The 20,221-nt window shown below is 60.8% G+C and carries 18 protein-coding genes; all 18 read right to left on the reverse strand.

Features of this window, described 5'->3' with window-relative positions:
• Positions 1 to 199 precede the first annotated feature (199 nt).
• The gene (locus tag AC1RR3_RS15850; protein WP_492824036.1) at positions 200 to 952 is read right to left on the reverse strand and encodes a class II aldolase/adducin family protein; all 753 of its coding nucleotides are present in this window, start codon (positions 950 to 952) and stop codon (positions 200 to 202) included.
• Positions 953 to 966: 14 nt separating this feature from the next.
• Positions 967 to 2,358, reverse strand: coding sequence for an aminotransferase (locus tag AC1RR3_RS15855; protein WP_492824037.1), 1,392 nt, complete (start codon positions 2,356 to 2,358; stop codon positions 967 to 969).
• Between the two features lie 31 nt (positions 2,359 to 2,389).
• Positions 2,390 to 4,078, reverse strand: a complete 1,689-nt coding sequence (locus AC1RR3_RS15860; protein ID WP_492824038.1) for a hydantoinase B/oxoprolinase family protein — start codon at positions 4,076 to 4,078, stop codon at positions 2,390 to 2,392.
• Positions 4,075 to 6,207 (reverse strand): hydantoinase/oxoprolinase family protein, encoded by a 2,133-nt coding sequence (locus tag AC1RR3_RS15865; protein ID WP_492824039.1) that lies wholly within the window; start codon positions 6,205 to 6,207, stop codon positions 4,075 to 4,077. Before AC1RR3_RS15865 ends, AC1RR3_RS15860 begins: the two co-directional genes overlap by 4 nt.
• Positions 6,204 to 6,878 (reverse strand): amino acid ABC transporter permease, encoded by a 675-nt coding sequence (locus tag AC1RR3_RS15870; protein ID WP_492824040.1) that lies wholly within the window; start codon positions 6,876 to 6,878, stop codon positions 6,204 to 6,206. Before AC1RR3_RS15870 ends, AC1RR3_RS15865 begins: the two co-directional genes overlap by 4 nt.
• Complete coding sequence (locus AC1RR3_RS15875; RefSeq protein WP_492824041.1) at positions 6,878 to 7,546, reverse strand: amino acid ABC transporter permease; 669 nt, start codon at positions 7,544 to 7,546, stop codon at positions 6,878 to 6,880. Before AC1RR3_RS15875 ends, AC1RR3_RS15870 begins: the two co-directional genes overlap by 1 nt.
• Before the next feature lie 4 nt (positions 7,547 to 7,550).
• Positions 7,551 to 8,243 carry an amino acid ABC transporter ATP-binding protein gene (locus AC1RR3_RS15880; RefSeq protein ID WP_492824042.1) on the reverse strand — a complete coding sequence of 231 codons (693 nt, stop codon included), beginning with the start codon at positions 8,241 to 8,243 and terminating at the stop codon, positions 7,551 to 7,553.
• Positions 8,244 to 8,344: 101 nt separating this feature from the next.
• The gene (locus AC1RR3_RS15885; RefSeq protein WP_492824043.1) at positions 8,345 to 9,196 is read right to left on the reverse strand and encodes a substrate-binding periplasmic protein; all 852 of its coding nucleotides are present in this window, start codon (positions 9,194 to 9,196) and stop codon (positions 8,345 to 8,347) included.
• A 267-nt stretch (positions 9,197 to 9,463) separates the two neighbouring features.
• On the reverse strand, positions 9,464 to 10,441 hold the full coding sequence (locus AC1RR3_RS15890; RefSeq protein WP_492824044.1) for a GntR family transcriptional regulator: 978 nt from the start codon (positions 10,439 to 10,441) through the stop codon (positions 9,464 to 9,466).
• A complete protein-coding gene (locus AC1RR3_RS15895; protein WP_492824231.1) occupies positions 10,413 to 11,579 on the reverse strand; it encodes an iron-containing alcohol dehydrogenase family protein in 1,167 nt (388 codons plus the stop codon). Before AC1RR3_RS15895 ends, AC1RR3_RS15890 begins: the two co-directional genes overlap by 29 nt.
• 86 nt (positions 11,580 to 11,665) lie before the next feature.
• Positions 11,666 to 12,895, reverse strand: a complete 1,230-nt coding sequence (locus tag AC1RR3_RS15900; protein ID WP_492824045.1) for a CaiB/BaiF CoA transferase family protein — start codon at positions 12,893 to 12,895, stop codon at positions 11,666 to 11,668.
• A gap of 72 nt (positions 12,896 to 12,967) precedes the next feature.
• Positions 12,968 to 13,960: an ABC transporter substrate-binding protein gene (locus tag AC1RR3_RS15905; RefSeq protein WP_492824046.1), complete on the reverse strand. Its 993-nt coding sequence runs from the start codon at positions 13,958 to 13,960 to the stop codon at positions 12,968 to 12,970.
• Positions 13,961 to 14,375: 415 nt separating this feature from the next.
• A complete protein-coding gene (locus AC1RR3_RS15910) occupies positions 14,376 to 15,209 on the reverse strand; it encodes an ABC transporter permease (protein WP_492824047.1) in 834 nt (277 codons plus the stop codon).
• 10 nt (positions 15,210 to 15,219) lie between these two features.
• Positions 15,220 to 16,011, reverse strand: a complete 792-nt coding sequence (locus tag AC1RR3_RS15915) for an ABC transporter ATP-binding protein (protein ID WP_492824048.1) — start codon at positions 16,009 to 16,011, stop codon at positions 15,220 to 15,222.
• 96 nt (positions 16,012 to 16,107) lie between these two features.
• A complete protein-coding gene (locus tag AC1RR3_RS15920; protein WP_492824049.1) occupies positions 16,108 to 16,551 on the reverse strand; it encodes a PaaI family thioesterase in 444 nt (147 codons plus the stop codon).
• Between the two features lie 45 nt (positions 16,552 to 16,596).
• A complete protein-coding gene (locus tag AC1RR3_RS15925; RefSeq protein ID WP_492824050.1) occupies positions 16,597 to 17,091 on the reverse strand; it encodes an alpha/beta hydrolase domain-containing protein in 495 nt (164 codons plus the stop codon).
• 45 nt (positions 17,092 to 17,136) lie between these two features.
• Positions 17,137 to 18,930 carry a class I adenylate-forming enzyme family protein gene (locus AC1RR3_RS15930; RefSeq protein WP_492824051.1) on the reverse strand — a complete coding sequence of 598 codons (1,794 nt, stop codon included), beginning with the start codon at positions 18,928 to 18,930 and terminating at the stop codon, positions 17,137 to 17,139.
• Between the two features lie 11 nt (positions 18,931 to 18,941).
• Positions 18,942 to 20,114, reverse strand: a complete 1,173-nt coding sequence (locus tag AC1RR3_RS15935) for an FAS1-like dehydratase domain-containing protein (protein WP_492824052.1) — start codon at positions 20,112 to 20,114, stop codon at positions 18,942 to 18,944.
• Between the last annotated feature and the right edge of the window lie 107 nt (positions 20,115 to 20,221).

Genomic DNA, 20,221 nt, shown 5'->3' on the forward strand with positions numbered 1-20,221 from the left:
GGAGTGCCGTGCCCTCTGGAATGCGCTCACCAATCAGGAGATCAAGATCGACCGCCGAGCCAGAGCAGTTGTTCCAAACTGCAATCCGAGTAGCCGGACTTTGCAAGCCAGATTCTTCCAACGTCATCCAACTCAGCCGGGGTCTTCTTGCGAAGACCCTCTCTGCGCCCGCAAGCAGTCATTCAAAGTCCGGTGGTCATCAGCAACAATGCGCTGCCGGTCCGCCGGGCAAGCCGCGCAGCGCGGCTTCCCAGGCGAGATCGCAATAGAAGGGTACGTCGGGAAGGTCGTGAAACTGCGCAGCAGTTCGCAGCCGTACGCTTTCCGGCGGCAGAACCAGCTTGCCGCCCCCTGCCTGAGCCGCGATCTGGGCCTGACAGGCGCGCTCCAGGAAATAGATGTGGTCGAAAGCCTCGGGAATCGTTCGTCCTCCGGCAAGCAGGCCGTGGTTGCGCAGGATCATCGCCCGGTGCGGACCGAGATCGCGAACAAGGCTCTCGCGTTCGTCGAGATCGAGCGCGATCCCCTCGTAGCCGTGATAGCCGATATGGCCGTAATATTTCAGTGCGTGCTGGCTGATCGGCAACAGGCCCTGTTCCTGGCACGACACCGCAATGCCGGCAGCCGTGTGGGTGTGCACCACGCAGGTCAGGTCATGGCGGGCCATGTGGATCGCGGAGTGGATGACGAACCCAGCCTTGTTGACCCGCTTGGCCTGCTCGGCCTCGTCCACGATGTTGCCGTCGTAGTCGATCTTGACGAGGTCAGAGGCGCGCATCTCGTCGAAGGCGACACCATAGTTGTTGATGAGGAAATGGCCTTCGGCACCGGGCACCCGCGCGCTGATATGGGTGTAGATCAGGTCCGTCATGCGGAAGTGAGCGATCAGCCGGTAGAGCCCGGCAAGGTCGCACCTTGCCTTCCATTCGGCATCGGCTCTGGCACCATTCATTGCGATACCTTCCATCACACGGCCATTTCAACGGAATTGGACGACAGCTCGGCCCAGGTCGCATCGAGTGCACCGCGCAGTCGCGCGGCCATCTCCTCGATCTCATCCGCTGAGATGATCAGCGGGGGCGACAGTGCGACCCGGTTGCCGACCAGCCGCAAGATCAAGCCCTGCTGCTCCCGCGCATGATATTCGACGCGCGCCGCGACGCTTGCCGGGACCGCGCGCCGCGTCGCCTTGTCGGTCACGAGCTCGACACCCCCGATCAGACCGACACCCGAGAAGTCGCCGACGAGCGGATGGTCGGTCAAGGCCCCGAACGCGCGCAGGAATACCGGCTCGAGCGCCCTCACCCGGCCGACCAGATCCATTTCGTCGTAGATGCGCAGCGCTTCCAGTGCCACCGCCGAAGCAACGGGATGGCCGGCATAAGTGTAGCCGTGCACGAACGACCCGAGACGATCGCTCTGCACCAGCATCGATTGAAAGATGCGCTCGTTCATCAACACCGCGGAGATCGGCTGCATCGCCGCGGAGAGCGCCTTGGCGCAGGTGATGATATCAGGAACCATTCCGTAGGTTTCACAACCCCACATCCGCCCGGTGCGGCCAAAGCCGCAAATGACTTCGTCGGCGACCAGCAGGATGTCGTAGCGGCGCAGCACCGCCTGAATCTTCTCGAAATAGCCCGCCGGTGGCGGCAACGCGCCCGCCGCGCCCTGGACCGGATCGGCCCAGAAAGCTGCGATCGTTTCCGGCCCTTCGGCGAGGATCAACTTCTCGAGCGAATCCGCCATCCGGGTCGAGAAGGCGTCCTCGCTCTCACCTTCCAGTTTGTCACGATAGTAGTGCGGGCAATCGGTGTAGAGGAAGCCATCGAAAGGCAAGCCGAATCCCCGGTGGTATTCGGGCTTTCCGGTCAAGCACACGGCAACGCAGGTCGAGCCGTGATAGCTCGACAGCCGGCTGATGATCTTGCGCTTTTCCGGCTTCTCCTGGGCATTCCAGTGATACCATACGAGCTTGACCGCGGTATCGTTGGCTTCCGAACCGGAGCACTGGAGCAGCACCTTCGACATCGGGACCGGCGCGATCTGCAGCAGCTTCTCACAGAGATCGATCGCAGGTTCGTGGGATGCGTGACGGAAGATCTGATAGTAGCCAAGCGTACGCATCGCCTCATAGGCGACTTTTGCCAGCCGCTCGCTCTTGAACCCGAGGGAGGCACACCACAGCGCCGCGGTCGCCTCCATGTACCGTTTGCCATTTATATCGGTGACCCAGATGCCCTCGCCGCCCGTGATGATCGAGGGACCGACCTCGAGGTGCTTGCGAAGGTTGGTCTGGGGGTGCAGCACGGACGCAATGTCGCGGGCATGCGGACTGTTGGCGAGCAATTGGGACAAGACGTTCTCCTTCGGGGATAAGCGACGGCGGCTAGGTCCGGCCGTAACGCGCACGGGCGCCTTCCGGGGTGACGTAACCGTCGGCAAGATCTTCTTCGATTGCAGAAGTGGTCCGCCCGCCCGGCGGGCCGTAGCCGCCGGCGCCCGCGAGCCTGAGACTGAGGACATCACCTTTGCGCAAGGTCGCGGTCTGCTTGGACAACAACTCTTCAGCAGCGCCATCGGGATTCAGGACCGTTCGCGCAAGCGCGCCGGGCTCGCCTCCAAACAGGCCATAGGGCGGCCGCATGTGCCGATCGCCGAGAAGCGTGACGGTCGCCTCGTCGGCGAGCAGCTCGATGTCCTTGCGAACACCGCAGCCGCCGCGATGCGTGCCGGCGCCGCCCGAATCCGGAATGGCTTCAAGGCAGCGGATCAGGACCGGATTGTAGGCCTCGTGGACCTCGACCGGAATGTTGGCGCAGTTCAAAACCGGGGCGAGCCCTTCGATGCCGTCGACGCCTTCGCGCGCGCCATATCCGGCGAAAATCAGATCGTAATAGATGAACCGCCCGCCCGTGCGCGGATGCGAGCCGCTGATGATCGGGTTGCTCCAATGCGAGAATCCCGCCATCGCGCGCGACGGCAGCGCTTTCGCGAGCGCGCCGTTGATGACCTCGAAGATGCGGATCTGGATGGCGGCTCGGCCGCCGCTCGGCGCGGGAAAGCGCGGGTTGAAGAAGCTCCCCTCCCGCGCGATCACCTTGATCGGGCGAAGGCCGCCCTCATTGTGCGGCAGCCGCGCGCCCGTGAAGACCTTGATGGCAAAGAAACCGTGAGCGCGCGTGAAATTGATGTAGGCGTTGATGGCGGCGGCGACCTGATCGCCACTGCGGGAAAAATCGACGACGACCTCGCCGCCCGCCACCGTTACGTCGACGGCGACGCGGACCAGCGGATCGCCGGGGATGCAGGTCTCGAGCACATCCTCGAATGCGTAGCTACCTTCGGGCACAGCGCGGATCAACTCGCGTGTGCGCTGCTCGGAGCGGTCGAGAATTTCCTCCACGACCGCTTCGACCTTTGCGCTGCCATAGCTGCCGATGAGCTCACGAAACCGCGCAGCGCCCGTGAAGTTCGCATTGCGCTGCGCATCGAGATCGCCACGGACGATGTCGGGGAGCCGGACGTTGGCAAGCAGAACGCGCAGCAGCTCCTCGTCCCATTTGCCGCCGCGCAGTGCGCGAACCGGAAGGATGCGAATGCCCTCCTGGAAGGCCTCTGTTACGCCCATCACCTTCTGGCTGCCGGGGGCCGCGCCGCCGACATCGACATGATGGGCGATATTGACGACGTATCCGCAGAACTCCGTCTCCGCGAAAACCGGCGTCACCATGTAGAAGTCCGGGAAGTGGCCTGATCCCATCCAACTATCGTTGAGGATCACGCTGTCGCCGGGTTCCAGGGTACCCCGTGGATAATAGTGCTCGACAGCCTGGACCACGTAGGGCATCGAGCCGAGATGGCCGGGCGTGAAATTGCCTTGCGAGATCAGGCGGCCGTGCCGGTCGAACAGACCGGTCGAGAAATCATCCGCCTCTCGCACGGCCTCGGAAAACGCCGTTGCGCGCAACGTCGTCCCCATCTCTTCCGCGATCGAAACCAGCGTGCTCCAGATCACCGATAGATCGATCGCGTCGACGGTGGGCGTCCCGGCGAGCTGAAGAGACATGCCACTCATGACGACTCCCGCTCCCGGATCGAGACGATCAGATGGCCGGCCGCGCTCGTTCGTGCGACGTCGCCGGGCAAGAGCACGATGGTCGATTCCCGCTCCTCCACGATGGCAGGCCCCTCGACAGCTTCATTCACCTTGAGCGCGTAGCGATCGTAGACGGCGCATTCGCTGTATCCGCCGCACTCCGGAAAATAGACCGGCCTGCTCCGCACGGCCGAGCGCCGCTCCGGCGATGACGGCGATTGACGCTGCGCTGGCGAGGCCGCCGGTGCCTCGACGCATGCGGTCACCGACCAGTCGATGACCTCGATGGCGCGAGACGGGTCATCAAAGCCGTACAAGGCCCGATAGGCGGCACCGAACCGTCGTCCAAACTCGGCAATGAAGGCGCTCTCGCCCGCGGCCGCCGACGGGAGATCAAAGGCGACTTCGTAGCCTTGACCGACGTAGCGTGCGGTCACGCCGTAGCGCAACGACGCAGCCTCTGCGCCCTCCAGGCGCGCAAGATTCGTTCGCGCCCAACTTTCAAGTTCCCGCAGCGTGGCCTGCGCGACGCGCAGGCATCCCGATGCCAGCGGCGTGATGCGGGTCAACGCATGGTCCAGTTTCGGCGCGGCCTCCATCAGCCCGACCGCGGATCCCAATCCCGCGCCATGCGGGATGATCACCTTGGGGATGCCGACCTGCCTGGCAAGGCGCGCGGCGTGGAGCGGACCGGCGCCGCCAAACCCCACCAGCGCGTAGCGGCGAGGATCACGGCCGTGCTCGACGGAGACGATCCGAAGCGCGCGCTCCATGTTCGCTGTCGCCATGCGGTGAATCCCCCAGGCGGCGCTGGCCGTGTCGAGACCGAGCGGCCTGGCCAATTCTGTCTCGATTCCGCGTCGCGCCGCCTCGACGTCCAATCCCATCCGGCCGCCATTGAAGAACGCAGGATTGAGATAGCCGAGGACGGCGTTGGCGTCGGTCACGGTGGGCAGCTTGCCGCCGCGGCCATAGCAGATCGGACCGGGCTCGGAGCCGGCGCTGGCGGGCCCGACGGCAATCGTCCCCAATTCCGCGCGCGCGATGCTGCCGCCGCCAGCGCCAATCTCGAGCATCTCGATCGCGGAGATGTTGAGCGGCAGCCCGCTTCCCTTGGTATAGCGAACCTGGTCGACCTCGAAAGTGGCGAGGGTTGCGGGCTCGCCGTTGTCGATGGCGCCGAGCTTTGCGGTCGTGCCGCCCATGTCGAAGGTCAGGAGGTTGGCGATCCCTTCCTGGAGGCCGACCGAACGACACATCAGGACGCCGGCCGCCGGACCGGATTCCACGATGCGGATCGGTGTCTCGCACGCAAGCGCCGGCGAAACCAGGCCGCCATTGGACTGCATCACCATCAGATCTGGTCGCAATCCGCGTCCTCCCAGCGCCTCGCTCAGCCGGGTGACGTAGCGCGTGACGATCGGCTGCACGTAGGCGTTGGCAACCGTGGTGCTGGTGCGTTCATATTCCCGGAATTTTGGCGACACCGCGCTGGAGAGCGAGACGCAGATTCCGGGCGCGGCGCGCCGCAAGGCCATCGCCAGCGCCTGCTCGTGGCCGGGATTGGCATAGGCATGCAGCAGACTGACGCTGATCGCTTCGTATCCGCCATCCAGCAACTGCCGGACGGTTGCATCGATATGGGCCGCGTCGGGCTCGCGCAACACGGCTCCGTCGTGGCTGACGCGCTCGTCGAGCTCGAAGATGTCGCGGCGCCTGATCAGCGGTTCGGGCTTGACGAGCCGCAGATCGTCGGTGTCGTAGCGCTTCTGCCGCCCCATCAGCAGGATGTCGCGGAATCCCTTCGTGGTCACGAGCGCGGTTCGCGCTCCCTTGCGCTCCAGAATCGCATTGGTGGCGACGGTCGTGGCGTGGAGCACCACTTCGACATCGCCGGCGCCGAATTGCGCCTCCGACAACAGATGCTCGATGCCTTCCATCACGGCCGCCGCCGGATCCTGGTGCGTGGACAGCACTTTCCAGAAATGTCGCTTGCCCGTCGTGCCTTCCTCCAGCACGAAATCCGTGAATGTCCCGCCGATGTCGAAGGAAAGACGCGCACCTCTGCGTGCCGTCAACGTCTGAAGCTGCATGGCCTTCATACTCATGTTCTTGCCGCCAGAAGCTGGCGCTCGAAGCGGCTGGTCAGCCGTACCAGCGGCCAGAGGCAGACCAGGTAGATCGCGGCGGCGGCAATCAACGGTGTGGCATTGGTGGTGTTGCCCTGGGCGAGCCGCGCCGCGCGCAACAATTCGGGCAACGTGACGACGCTGGCAAGCGAGGTGAGCTTGATCGTCTCGAGAACGTTGCTGGTCAGATCAGGAAGCAGGTTGCGGACGGCCTGCGGCAACACGACATAGGCCGTGGTCTGGCCTGCCGTCAGTCCGGTCGCGCGCGCGGCCTGGATTTGCCCGCGCGGGATGCTCTCGATTCCGGCGCGGAAGACCTCGCCGAAATAGGCCGACGTGTTCAGCGTCAGCGCCATCACCACGGACCACAGCGCGTTGGTGTTGATGCCGAAGAACGGCAGTCCGTAGTAGACGTAGATCAGGAGAACGAGCGGCGGAAAGGCGCGGAACAGGTCAGTATAGACCACCATGATCCAGCGCAGCGGCCGAACCGGAACCGTTTGCAGGAGCGCGACCCAGAGCCCAACCATCAGCCCCGCTGGCACGACGAGGACCGACAGAATGACGGTGGTTCCGAATCCGGACAGCAGCAGCGGCCAGACCCGCGCCAACACCGCCGTATTGAGGAATGCGTCCGCGAACCCGCCCATCACGCCAGCTTCCTCACGCGTTCAAGCCGTCTGGCGACGATCACCATCGGCAGCAGGATGACGAGATAGCCGATGGAAGCGACCGTCAGCGGCGAGGCATTGCCGGAATAGCCTTGCGCAGCATTTGCCTGCGACAGCAACTCGGGAACCGCAACCACCGACGCCAGCGCCGTGTTCTTGGTGGTGGCAATGATCCGGCTTGTCAGTGGCGCCAGGATCAGCCGAAAGGCCTGGGGCAGGACGACATATCGCATCATCTGGATAAAGGTCAGCCCGGTCGAGCGGGCCGCCTCGTACTGGCCCCTGGCAATGGCGGCCAATCCCGCCCAGAGCAGCTCTTCGGTGAACGACGCAAGCACCGCGGCGAGCACGATTGACGCCACCGCAAAGCCGTTCAGCTTCATGCCGAAATAGGGCAGTCCGAAATAGGCCACCACCATCAGCATCAATGGCGGCAACGCGCGCATGACGTCCGCGAACAGAACCACAAGGAAGCTCACGACCCCAACGCGCAACGAGCGCAGCAGTGCAAGCAGGGTTCCCGCCACGAGGCCGCAGACATTGACGATGACCGCGAGCTTCAGCGTCAGCCACATGCCGGCCAGCAGCTCGGGCATGTAGTCCCCTGCCACCGACCAGTTGAGGAAATTGTCCGCGAAGGAGTCCATGCCGTCAGGCTCCTCCGACACTGGAGAGAAACTCGCGCAACCTTGGATGCCGGGGGGCGCCGAAGATCTCGCGGGGCGCCCCCTCCTCGACGATCTGCCCCTCCGCCATGAACACGATACGGTCGGCGGCATCCCGGGCGAACCGCATCTCGTGACTGACCACGACCATGGTCATGCCTTCGTCGCGCAGCATGCGCATGACGCCAAGCACGCCGTTCACCAGTTCCGGGTCGAGGGCGCTGGTCGGTTCGTCGAAAAGGACGATGCGGGGATCGAGCGCAAGGGTGCGCGCGATCGCCACGCGCTGCTGCTGACCGCCCGACAGCGCGCCCGGATAGAAATCGAAGCGGTCGCCGAGGCCCACGCGGGCCAGCATGCGCTCGGCGATCGCATCGGCCTCGGCGCGATCTTTCTTCGCAACTTTTCGCAGCGCCAGCGTGACGTTCTGTCGGGCCGTCATATGGGGATAGAGATTGAACGACTGGAACACCATCCCGATCCGGCGGCGGACCTGGTTGAGATCGACGCCGTGTCGCAGGATATTGACCCCTTCGACCATGACGGCGCCGTCCGACGGCTCCTCCAGCCGATTGCAGCATCGCAGGAGAGTGCTCTTGCCGCTGCCGGACGAGCCGATGATGAACACCATCTCGCCCTCGCGCACGACGAGATCGACACCTTTCAGGACCTCGACCACCCCAAATGATTTGCGAAGCCCATACAACTCGAGCACCGGCCGACGCGTCGCGGTCGCGCTGCTCGCGCCTGGATCTACGTCGAGCATGGCGACAGTGGCGCTCATTTGCAGGTCAGGCTGTGCGGAGCCTCGTCGTAATTCGCAAAGCCCGGCACCCCATAACCGGCGGCGATCGTCACCACAGCTCCTCCGGGAGCTGGATCGAGATCCGTCCATTTCTTGAAGATCGTCGCCAGCGTCCCCTTCTGTTTCAGGCATTCGAGCCCGCGATCGAGGCGTTCGCGCAGCTCCTTGTCGGCCAGACGCACCGAATAGGCATAGACCTCGCCGTTGTTGATCGTGAAGGTCGAGGGCGCAAGCGCTGCGTTCTGCTTCGACATCCAGCCCGCCGCCGCCACATACATCATCGCCGCATCGGCCTGGCCCGACGCCACGGCGGCGGCGGCATCGCTGGTCTTGTCGAACCGGTTGATGGTCCAGCCATACTGGGCCTCGCGCTGGCTGAGCCATCGGTCGAACAAATTGCCCTTGTTCACCGCGATGGTCTTGCCCCGCAAATCGTCGATCGTCGTGATCTTGGGGCCGGCTTTCTTTGTGAGGAAGCCGTAGATGGCGTCACCATAAGGTTCCACGAACAGCATCGCCTTGGCGCGTTCCGCCGAAACGGTTGCGGGTGCAAGCACGATATCGAATTTCTTGGCGTTTAATCCAGGATAGGTGGTCGACCAGGGCTGGTCGATGATCTCGATCGTCGCACCGATCTGCTCGGACAGCGCCGCGGCGATGTCCATGTCGATGCCGCGATATTTGCCGTCGTCCCCGCTGAATGCGAAGGGCGGTAAGCCCACGTCGGAAGCGGCGGTGATCGTCTCGGCCGATGCGGCGAAGGGGACGGCCGCGACCAAGGCGGACAGGATGGCGCGTGAGGCTGCGTAACCAAGCTTGGCGATCATCTTTGATCCACTCTGTTGTTGGGCGGGCGCATCACCCTTTGCTTCCGCTTTTTCTTATATCGTAGACCGTAATACAATCTGAGCCTCGGTCAACCGACCGCCGTGCGGAGAATTTGGGCGCGACTGATGCGGGGCAATGCAGGGATCGCCGCGGCCGCTCACCATCAAACTCGCGAACGACGGGTGAGGCATGTCACCAAGAATGCTACGGAAAGCGCATTGCCGGGGCGCCGTAGTTCGCGGCAAGCGAGAGCTGCCCTGATGGCATTATTTCTTCCGGCTGCGTAAATCCTGAGCCGAGCGTGCCTGAAAGGCCGCCACCACGGCTTCGCCAGCGGCGCGGAGATGCATCTCACAGAGCTCGCGTGCGCGCGCGCCGTCCCTGGCGCGAAGCGCAGCAAGAAGGCGCGCCTCCTCCTTGACCGCTATTGCCGCGCGCTCCGGCCGCACCAGCGTAAAACTTCGCAGCCAGGCCATGCGGGCGCTCATCGTCTCTAACTGGGCCTGAAGCAGCGCGTTGCCCGCGGCTTCGCGCAGAACTTCATAAAAGACGTGCACCTGCTGGCGATGGCGCGTCGAATCGCCCCGACTCTGCGCCCTTGTCATGGCATCGACGGCCGCGGCAAGGCGATCCAGCTGTTCCGGCGTTGCGCGCTCCGCCGCCCGCAAAGCCGCAATTCCCTCAAGGGCGGAGCGCACCTCATAGAGATCGCGAACCTCCTCGGGTGTCATGCTGGCCACGATCGGACCGCGATAGGGCAGGATACGAACCCAGCCTTCCGCTTCCAGCTGGCGGAGCGCTTCGCGGACCAGCGTCCTGCTCACGCCAAGAAGCTCGCACATCTGACGCTCGACAAGCCGGGCTCCCGGCGCAAACTGTCCGTTGATGATGGCATTGCGCAAATTGCCGACGACCTGTTCGCGCAAGGCGACAGGTCTTTCCACGAGCATATCGTTCATAGCCATACTGGTATGCCGTCGGACAATCTTCGGACAGCTCGGACATAGCCGCTTCGTTGCCGGATGAAAAGGGTTCTTTCCTGTCCCGCCTGGCGCCTTTCTGTCGGCGAAACCGACGTCGGCAATATCGATGAACGAGGATTTGGCGATGTCAGACTTGAGGCTCTCGGCGCGGCGACTGCGCGCTTGGTTCAGATACTCCAGGCCACGGTTGCCGACTGGTTCATGACGACGCTGCTGACGTCGTCGCGGCGCCTCACCAGGCCTCCCGGAGAATTTCTTCAAGCTCCGAAACGTGCATCACAGCCCTCGGATTACCGCGCAGAAACCAGTCCTCCATAGCGAGTGCAGCGATCTCCGGGAGAGCGCCCTGCTGGATTCCGACATCGCGGAGGCGACGAGGCACACCAAGCGCATCGAAGAGTTGGCCGAACTTCTCGGTCAGAACTGGAATCAAGTCATCGCCTATCGCGTGCGCGAGGCCCATCGCAGCGGCCACCTTTTCATAAGCCGCCTTCGCCGCGTCTCCGTTAAACCGGACTACTGCTGGCAAGAGAATCGCGTTTGCGATGCCGTTGTCTATCTCATGACGTGATCCGATCACATGACCCATCGTCAATGCGATTCCGGCCCCCGTATGGTCGGTCCCTTTTCCACACATGATCGCCGCAAGCGTCAATTCGGTTCGCGCTGATTCCTCGTCTATCACCCTCCTCTCCTGGAAGCACTTCGCTGTGAGACGCACTGCGTGCATCAAGAGCGCATCGGACACCGGATCCCCGCGACGAGACGCAAGCCCTTCAATTGACATTACTAGCGTGTTGAGGCCCGCGCCGATGATGACTTGCGAAGGAGTTGAGCGAACCAGATCGGGATCTATGAAGACTGCCTGCGCCCGCGTCTTCGGATCGAACAAAGCACGACGCTTCTTGGCCTCGGTGTCGAAAACGGCGCTTCCGGCTTTGACGATCGCCGTGGTCGGTGTCGTCGGCACTACAAATTGAGGTATCTTAGCAGCGAGGAGCTTTGGGCTTATCAATTGACCTGTGGCATCCATCGAGGTGGAAAGAGACGCAATGTCTGCACCTTCCGCAAGTACAATGCTTGCTGCTCTCGCGGTTACGATGGCTGATCCACCTCCGACGGCAATCACGGAATCAGCTTCGAGACGTCTGAGTTCGTCTGCCGCGGAAAGAACGACATTGATCGGGCTGTGCACCCGAACGCCGGGAAAGACGCCAGCACACTTCTCCTTCAGTGCATTCCGCACACCATCGAGCAGCGGACTGCGCGCTAACGTCGACCCCGAGAAGATCACGGCCCTCCGACAATCAAGCCGATCGAGTTCGTGGCCAAGATTTGCGAGAGACCCCGCTCCCACATGGAGACGTAGCGCCGGTTCGAAATGTTGGAATGGCCGCATTTTCACTTTCCTGGTATTCAATCTGCCGCCTTGCGCTCAGCTGATGGCTCCGCCCTCTTTCGCGGCGCCACACTCGCCCCTTGCAGCTAGATGACCCCTTCCGCTTGCAGTTGATCGAGTTCCTCCTTCGTGTGACCAAGCCACGTTCCGAATATCTCGGTATTGCTGCCCCCAAGCGGCCGGCTGGGTTCGATTGGCCGTCGCGGTACACCTGCAATGTTCAAGGGTGTGTGGGGAACGTTAATCCGCCCGAGCTCTGGATGATCGATTGGTTGGAGGCTCCCCCGTGCCAGCATGTTCGCGTCGCTCATGACCTCCTTCAAATTGCGCACGGGCGCGCAGGGAACTGACCGCGCGAGCATCAAGTCGGCGGCCTCATTTTTTGTCCTGCTCCTTGTCCAAGTCTCAACCAACTCGTCTACGAGTTCGAAGTTGATAACCCGGTCGGTGCGGGTCTTTAGTCGAGGGTCGGTCTTCAAATCGGATCGACCGATCACATCGAGTATTGCCTGGAAGTGATGGTCCGCCGGAGCATTCACGACAACGAAACCGTCGGACGTCTGGTAGGCGTTATACGGAGCCACCCCTAAGCCGCCGTGCCGGTTACCGGTGCGTTCGGGCGCAGCGTCGCCACGTGCATGCAGCATGCCGTAATTTGATCCTAACGAGCAGTACGTGGCATCCTGCATTGAAACTTCCACCACTCGCCCGACGCCCGTTCGCTCTCGATCATAAAGTGCCAGCATGATCGCGGAAAACAGGTGGATGCCGGCGAAGAAGTCGCACAACGCGGCCCCAGATTTGACGGGCGGTGCGTCCGCGAAGCCCGTCGAATTGAGTACGCCACACATCGCCTGCATTACCAAGTCCATGGCCGGGTAATCGCGATAAGGACCATCACTGCCGTAACCGGAGCTTGATCCATAGATGAGGCGTGGATTGAGCTTCTGGAGTTTAATGGCGTCGAGGCCAAGTCGCTCCATAACACCGGGAGCAAAGTTCTCGACTAGGATATCGGCCTTCGGAACCATCTCGCGAAGTAGCTGCTTGCCTTTCTCGGTCTTGAGATTGAGGGTCACAGGCTTCTTATTTGAATTGAGCATCGCGAATGGATAGGCCACTCCGCCGAGGTCGCCTCGACTGCGGAGGTTTTCCCCTGTCTTCGGCTCAATCTTGATGACTTCAGCGCCAGCTAACGCCATCAGAAACGTGGCGTACGGACCGTTGTAAATTTGCGTTAAGTCGAGAACGGTGATTCCCGACAGCGGATAGCGGGGCAGGTCCGTGTCGGCTTGTTTTCCACTCGCAATCGTCATCAGGTATTTCTCCGTGGCGCAATCAATTTGTGATGATCGCTTGCTTAGAGCGTTCAGCGCAAAGCGCTGCGGTCATGGTACAATCATCTGCCCCGCATCAAGCGTGGCTATGCCAGGAACGGGGATGCCGGATGTACGCACGGCGGAGATATTGCGAGCTAATATCTCTTTCGTGAGGGGCATCGCCGCCCAACCCTGCGCCTCCGTCGCAGCCAGAAGATCAAGCGTCGAAGCATCGAGGCTAGGATACAATTTGGCCACCGCCGCTTTCACCTCTTGCGGTCGTTCTCGAACCGCTACAGCGAGATCCGCAAGGATGTCCCTCAATTTCTTGGTCAGGTCGGCATTTGCCGCCGCGAAACTCCGGGTCGTAAGGAGAATTGCGTTAATGTCCGGGGTCGATTCGCTTGGTAGTTCGCCCTTGGGTCCATTGATCCAGAGCACGGCAGTACCTTTGGCGACGGGGAGCGCCCAGAAGGGTGCGCTCGCGATATAGCCGACGATCGCGCCGCGCTCGAGTGCTGCTTGCATCGCGGCCAAGCTCATATAGGTCATGCTGAGATTTGTGCGCGCAGCTTGCATAGCGGTCTTATAAGGCACCGTACCGATTGAAGTGGCTGCTACTGAAGCGATCGCGTGGCCCTGGAGCGCCATCAACCTTTCGTTCAAGGGCGCGTTCGGCGAAACCGCGACGTTGTCGGCAAAGGCCTTCGAAACAACCAGGGACGTACCGAATCCCTGATAGGCTGTACCAATCGCGACGACGTTGTTATTGCGCGCGTAAGTGGCAATGAAGTCGGGCAACCCGACGACGATCAGGTTCATAGAACCGGCCATCAATCCGGATAGTGCGGCTGTCGACCCATCGAGGATGACGAATTTCGCTTCAAGATCGTACTTGTCGAAGAGTCCCAGTTCCTGCCCGACGCGGAGGCCGGCTGTGAGAAAGCTGCTGGAAGACAGTCCTATCGAGACTTCTCGTTTCGGTTGGGCGTACACCGTATTTGAAGCAGCCACCACGAAAGCCGCAGAAGCGAGAACTCGCATGACAGAGCGGAATTTCATTTGATCTCCTCCGGCCGCTACTTCGTATATACGAATTCTTATTCAGATATATGAATTTACTACGTTGGACCTGCGGGTCTGTCAATGGAGCGCACGGCGATTTCGAGACCGCGAGGCCGGTTTGGAACGTGAAGGCGATCGACACCGTCAACCGCGCTGGCCCCGGGACGCGCTGACAAGACGATGCGCGCTTCGCCTGCAAAAGCCACGCTCGAGTCGGTTGGCATAGCGTCGGGTAGATCGCCGACTGCGGAAGGCTGGGTGATGCCGTTGGCTGGCGCGGCAATGCGTGACACCGATCGCGGGGATATGAACATTTGGGGGCAAGCCGAACTATAGTCATGGATGGTCCCGCGCCGGCGCGCAGAACATTGGTGCTCCGCCTCGCAGGCGGGCCGGCTAGTCTTCTTCTTGGTTAGACCGTCGTATCGCTCTGGATAGAGCCCTTCGCTTCCTGCCAGCCGAGCGCGTGGGCTTCGAGCAGCTTCAATAGTAGCAGGAGGATCATGCTAATGACCATCAGCACGATGAGTCCCGCGAATACAGCAGCCGTATTGAAGAAAGAAGTCGCCTCCTTAATGTGAAAGCCTACCCCGCCTTCCGCGGCGACAAACTCACCGACGATCGCACCGATCAGGGCGTAAGGCAGTCCGATCCGGATGCCGGTAAACACCCAAACGGCCGAATACGGAATCGCAATTTTGGTCCAGATGTCCCAGCGCCGGGCGCCTAGCAACTTGGCGTTCTCGACCAAGTCACGATCGACCTGCCTGGTCCCCTGGTACGTCGTAAAGAACACCATGAAGAATACGAGCATTGCCGCGAACATGATCTTGTTGAAAGCGCCTATGCCAAACCACAAGACGAATAGAGGTGCGAGTGCGATCTTCGGCAGCGTGTAAAGCGACAAGATGAACGGCTCCAACAGATCGCCCAATCGACGAACCCACCCCAACACGAACCCAGTCAAGCCACCTGCAACGCTCCCAATCAAGAAGCCAACGCCTGCCTCCAGCAGGGTTAGCCGCAGGTCTGACGCAAGTTGTCCGGAGGAGGCCCAAGTGCCAAGCTCGATCGCAACAGCGCTTGGGCTACTCGTCCAGAATTCAGTCTGGAAAATACGCGCAATCGCTTCCCAACAGATCAGCGCAACCAGCGCTATCGCAATTTGCAGCGCCCAGTCGGCGCCCAGCCGCCGCCTCTGACCAGGATTCCGCTTCTGATCGCGGTCTTCGTCGATCTTGGACATTTCTGGCTCCTCAATGCACGTCTAGTGCCGCCCAGAGCCGCCTAAAATAGGCTCCAAACGCGGCGTTGCCCTGAATGTCGATGACATCGCGCGGACGCGGAAGGTCGATGTCCAACACGACCTTTGGTCGCCCTGGCCTCTTCGACATTACGACGACACGATCCGCCAGCGTAATCGCCTCCTGTAGGTCATGCGTAACAAACACAAACGTGGCGCCCGTCTCCTGCCAGAGTTTCAATAACTCTCCGTGCATGCGCGTCCTCAATTGAGCATCGAGGCTGCCGAAGGGCTCGTCCAAGAGGTAAATGTCCGGGCTATAAACCAGTGTGCGCGCAATCATCACGCGTTGGAGCATGCCGCCGGAAAGTTGTTTTGGATAAGCCTTTTCAAAGCCCTTCAAGCCCACTTTCTCCAGGGCCCAACGAACCTTTTCGTCCATCTCCGTCTTTGGAATTCGGCGAAACTCAAGCGGGAGACGCACATTCGCCTCGACCGTACGCCAAGGCAGGCAGAAATTCTTCTGCGTGAGATAGCCAACATCATAGTTGATACTTTCGACGAGATCTCCCTTATAGCGGACCAAGCCCTCGGCGGGTCTCAGAGTCCCGGCTACCATATTGAGAAGCGTCGACTTCCCGCAGCCGCTCGGGCCTACGATCGCCAAAAACTCTCCACGCTTGACGGACAAGGTCGTCGGGCCCATTGCATGAAAGTTTGCGAACCGCGCAACAACACCTTGAAATTCGATCGCGTTCTCCCGATCGACGGGCGCTGCAGTCTTCAATGCCTCCAGAGCGCTCATCTTTGCTGCCCTCCCTATGTAGATCTGATTGTTTCGGTAGTTTGTTCGCGCTACGGGCCTTCGTCGTCGATTCTGCACTTCCGATGCACGAGTTGATTACGCCGTCCGCTTTGCCGGGACTCCCGTCGGAATTTCGCTGCCGCTTCGATAACGGTACACCGCTGAACCTGTTGCCAACAGAATGCCCGCATCCGAGCGCACCTCCGCATTAGAAAAGAACACCTTTCTTCCGCCCGAGATACGGTTGCCGATCGAGATCACCCTGCCAGCTCGGCTCTGTCCCAAGAAATTGGAAGTCAAGGACAGAGTCGTGCCGTAACGCTTGTTGCCCTGTACCGGACAATACAATCCCGACAAGCCCGCGGCATGATCAAGCAGCGCAGCCAACACACCGCCGTGAACGACCCCCGATCTGTTCAGATGATGCGCCTGAAGCACGAGAGCGACGCGAGCATAACCGTCCCGCCATTCCTCGACAGCTGTGTTCAACCATCTTAGAAATGGGCTGTCGCTACGACGCGCGTCTTCATCTTCAACCACAGGCGCCTCTCTCCGAAATATCAAACGACGCTCCAATAGGAGACCTCACGGAATCGGCGCGGGCCATGGCGTCCCGATACGCGACTCTGTCGCCTGAACCATATCATCGGCGTCCTCCTTGAGAAGAAATCCGTCCTCCAGATTTTTCATCGCGACATCCCGGACCTTTTGAACATAGTCATCGTGGGTCGGATAAAGCGATGCGACCTTCTCTTGGCTGAATGGCTCGTTAGAGCCATACAGGTTGCAGCACGACTCCCCGCCGTTCGATCCTGTGTTCGTAGCGATTGGTACATCGACGGCGGCGGGCCTACCTTCGAGAAAATACTCCGTCTCGAGATATCCGCGGCGTGACAAATCGAATTTCGGTTCCGACGCCAAATGCGAGTAATCGTGCGCAAGATCAGCGCCGGGTGGCATTGCCGCAAGAATCGGGCCTATGACGCCAGGCACCTGTGCTCCCACCGAACCCGAAAGCATCACCGAAGCGAAGAGTATTGCCGCAAACTCGCGGCCACACCTAATCCCTAGTCCGGGCATGCCATTTCTCCCTTAGCGCGCTAGATTATTGTCCAGCGTCAATTGCTAGTCAGAGAGCCCTAGTTCAATTGCGCTACATTGCTTGTGTATTGAACTGATTGCTGCCTGTGCTCTGGCTCGAAGCGACGGTTTGTCAATTTTGCCGGTTTGGTTAGTCGGCAAAGGCTCGGTCTGAAGGCTCCATCGGCTCGGCATCGCGAATGACGGCAGGTTGTCCCGTAGCTGTTGCTTGAGTTGTTCTACGGTCGCTTCGTCCTTCAGCACAACGAATGCCATGACCTCCTCGCCGAGATCGGGATGTGGCACTCCTATCACTGCCGCCTCCGCCACGACCGGCAGCGTCGTCAGCGCCTTCTCTACCGCGGCCGGCGCTATGTTTTCGCCGCCGCGGATGATGATGTCCTTGGTACGACCGGTGATCCAAAGTAGTCCGTCGTCGTCGATTCGTCCCAAGTCACCTGTATGAAGCCAGCCCTCTGCGTCAATCGGTGAATTGGTCGTGCCGTAGTAGCCGGACATCTGGGTTGGCGAACGCACCAGAATCTCTCCATCCGGCAGGCCTTCGCGCGGATCCACCCTGATTTCGACCAGTGGCAGAGGTCTGCCCGCTGAGCCTGGCCGTTTTGCAGTGCTCGCTCCAGAGGCTGCGGTCGCTTGGCCAGCGTTTTCACTCAGGCCGTAACCAACGGCGATACGCGCCTCTACACCTGGTAGCTTCTCATGAATGCGCCCCAGTAGTTCGGCATGCACGGGTGCGCCGCCCATCCCGATCGCTCGCAAACTACTGAGATCGCGTCGTACTGCGTCCGGGTGACCGAGAAGGCGATTCACGACAGTCGGTACTACGGCTGTCCAACGAGCGACGCGATGCCGCTCAATCAGCGCCAAAACCTCGGCTGCTTCAACGCGACCGCTCGGAAAAACGAGCGTATTGCCGACAGTGACGCTCCGCAGCAGGACATGTGGTCCCCCAATGTGGAACAGCGGACCCGTGTGGAGGCAGATTTCACCAATTGTCTCATTGAACTTGTAGGGCAACTGACGCGTGACATTGAGCATCATCAACATCGACGCGAGGAATGTTCGATGTGACAGCACAACTGCCTTGGCTCGTCCCTCGGTGCCGGAAGTGAATATTATGACGGCCGGGGAGTTCTCGTCTGGCTTGCCTCCGACTGCCCCCGGACTCGCAGAAGTTGGCGTGACGAGGGACTTCTCGTCCAACTCCCACTGTCCGCGACGCCATCCGCTTGGCATTCTCGACGCCCCGCGCTGATCGGCAAGTACCAGTGTGGGTTCCAGCAAGGACAGCGCATACGCGAGGTCGCCCTCACTCCACCACGCATTGCCCAATACAGGCACAGCGCCCATCTGTATGCAGGCCCAAAAATTGACCACCCAATCCGGACTATTCCAGCCCAAGATCAGCACGTGCTGGCCTGGTTTGACTCCGTCTTCGACGAGTGTCCGTGCTTTGGCTGCGCTCGCAAGCCGCATATCGCGGAAAGTAAGAATGCGTTCGCCTTGAATGACATAAGGTCGCTCATCCCAGCGGTCCGCAAACGGAAGCAATTCGTCGATGTGATGCGGCCGGTTTGCGTACATCTTAAACGGTACGCCGGCGATCTCCTCCACTTCGATCTGATCACCCCAGAAGATCGCTGCCTCAGACATATCGTTGCTCCTTTGAGCGCGATTCGGATATCTTCCGTGCAGGTTGAGCGCCTCGGTCGATCCGCCGCCCGCGCCAATCCACGATGCGACGCTTCCATTTGCGGTAACATCCCTGGAAGACAATGCTGCGTTGCTCGCGACCTGTTCGCACTTGTTGCCGGCCACTGGCATGTCTTCTAACTGTTGTTAGTTGTCGTTGCTAAGTCCCGCAGTGGAAGCCGTATTGTCGCTGTTCCCGGCATCACGTTCTGCCCGCGCTGGTTGGTGGCCCAGGTGTCGACCTGTACGACATGATCGCCGTCAGCATCGATTTCCTTTGCCACAACGCGCCCGCTAAGCTTTACGACGTCGGAGAGATAAACGTGGCTGCGATACTGAGATGTGGCGCGCTTTATTGTTCCTGCATCGCCCATCCAGTGAGTGAGCGAGTGGACTTGCCAGCAGGTCCGCTGGATGCCCACGTCGTAAGCAGCTTGAGCCCCCTGAAAGCGGGCGGCATAATCGTTGTAATGCACTGAATAGACGGGCTCGAGTGCAAGAGTGGATGGATCCCGAAATGCCCATTTCGGGTGCTTGCGATAGTTCTTCAGGGAAACCTTATGCGCTGAAAGCCGCGGGATTGGGGCTGCCCCGGCGCAGACGAAAGCAATCTCATCGGTCAGGCCGATTGGGCCTTTGGTTATCGTGTCGAGTTCGTGACCGACATCTACATCCTCCCAGAACCGCGGCGTCGCACCGCGCTCCTTCTCAGCGAGGATGCTGGATTCGATCTCCGCAATCTGCTCCTCTGTCCACGGATGCGGAAGCTGGATCTTGCGGCTCTCTCGCCGGGCCTGCATTTCCGTACGCTCAAAGCGCATACGCGAGCAAATGAATTTCGCGACTAGTTCGTTGTTCTGATTCCAATACTCCTGCCGCACATAATCCTTGATGCGGCGACCGCCGAATTTGCTGTCGACCGGATCGTCAAATCCGTCAAACCAGACTTTTGCCTTGATCTGATCGCCCTCGCGGATCGGCTGGAAGAAGTCGAGGATGGTTTCGACGTGGAAGCCTCCGAGTCCCGGCCAGCCGAACTGTACCGAGGCCAGGCAGGCAAATATGAAGCTTGGTGGCGCAACCAATCGACCAAAGTGTGTTCGAGACGCATAGACGGGATCGGTCCACAGCGGGTTATCGTCGCCGATACCCTCGCAGAAGCGCAGGATCGCGAGCCGAGTAGCATGTTCGTTGTTCACGCAACCGTCGGTGCGCAGCTCGGTGCCGATCATTCCGCGCATCTTGGCAAATAGCTCGTCGGTAAACTTACCGCGCGCCAATTCGTTGGTGAATTCTTCCGTCTCGAGCATGCCTCCTCCTTCGTATATACGAATTCTTATTCGCTATTCTGAATGGCTATAGCGGGCATCGACCAGCCGTGTCAAGGGCGCTTTGGCGCGGTTCGTGCGTCTCCGAG

The sequence above is a fragment of the Bradyrhizobium sp. GW821-FHT13H05 genome (genome assembly GCF_058804065.1).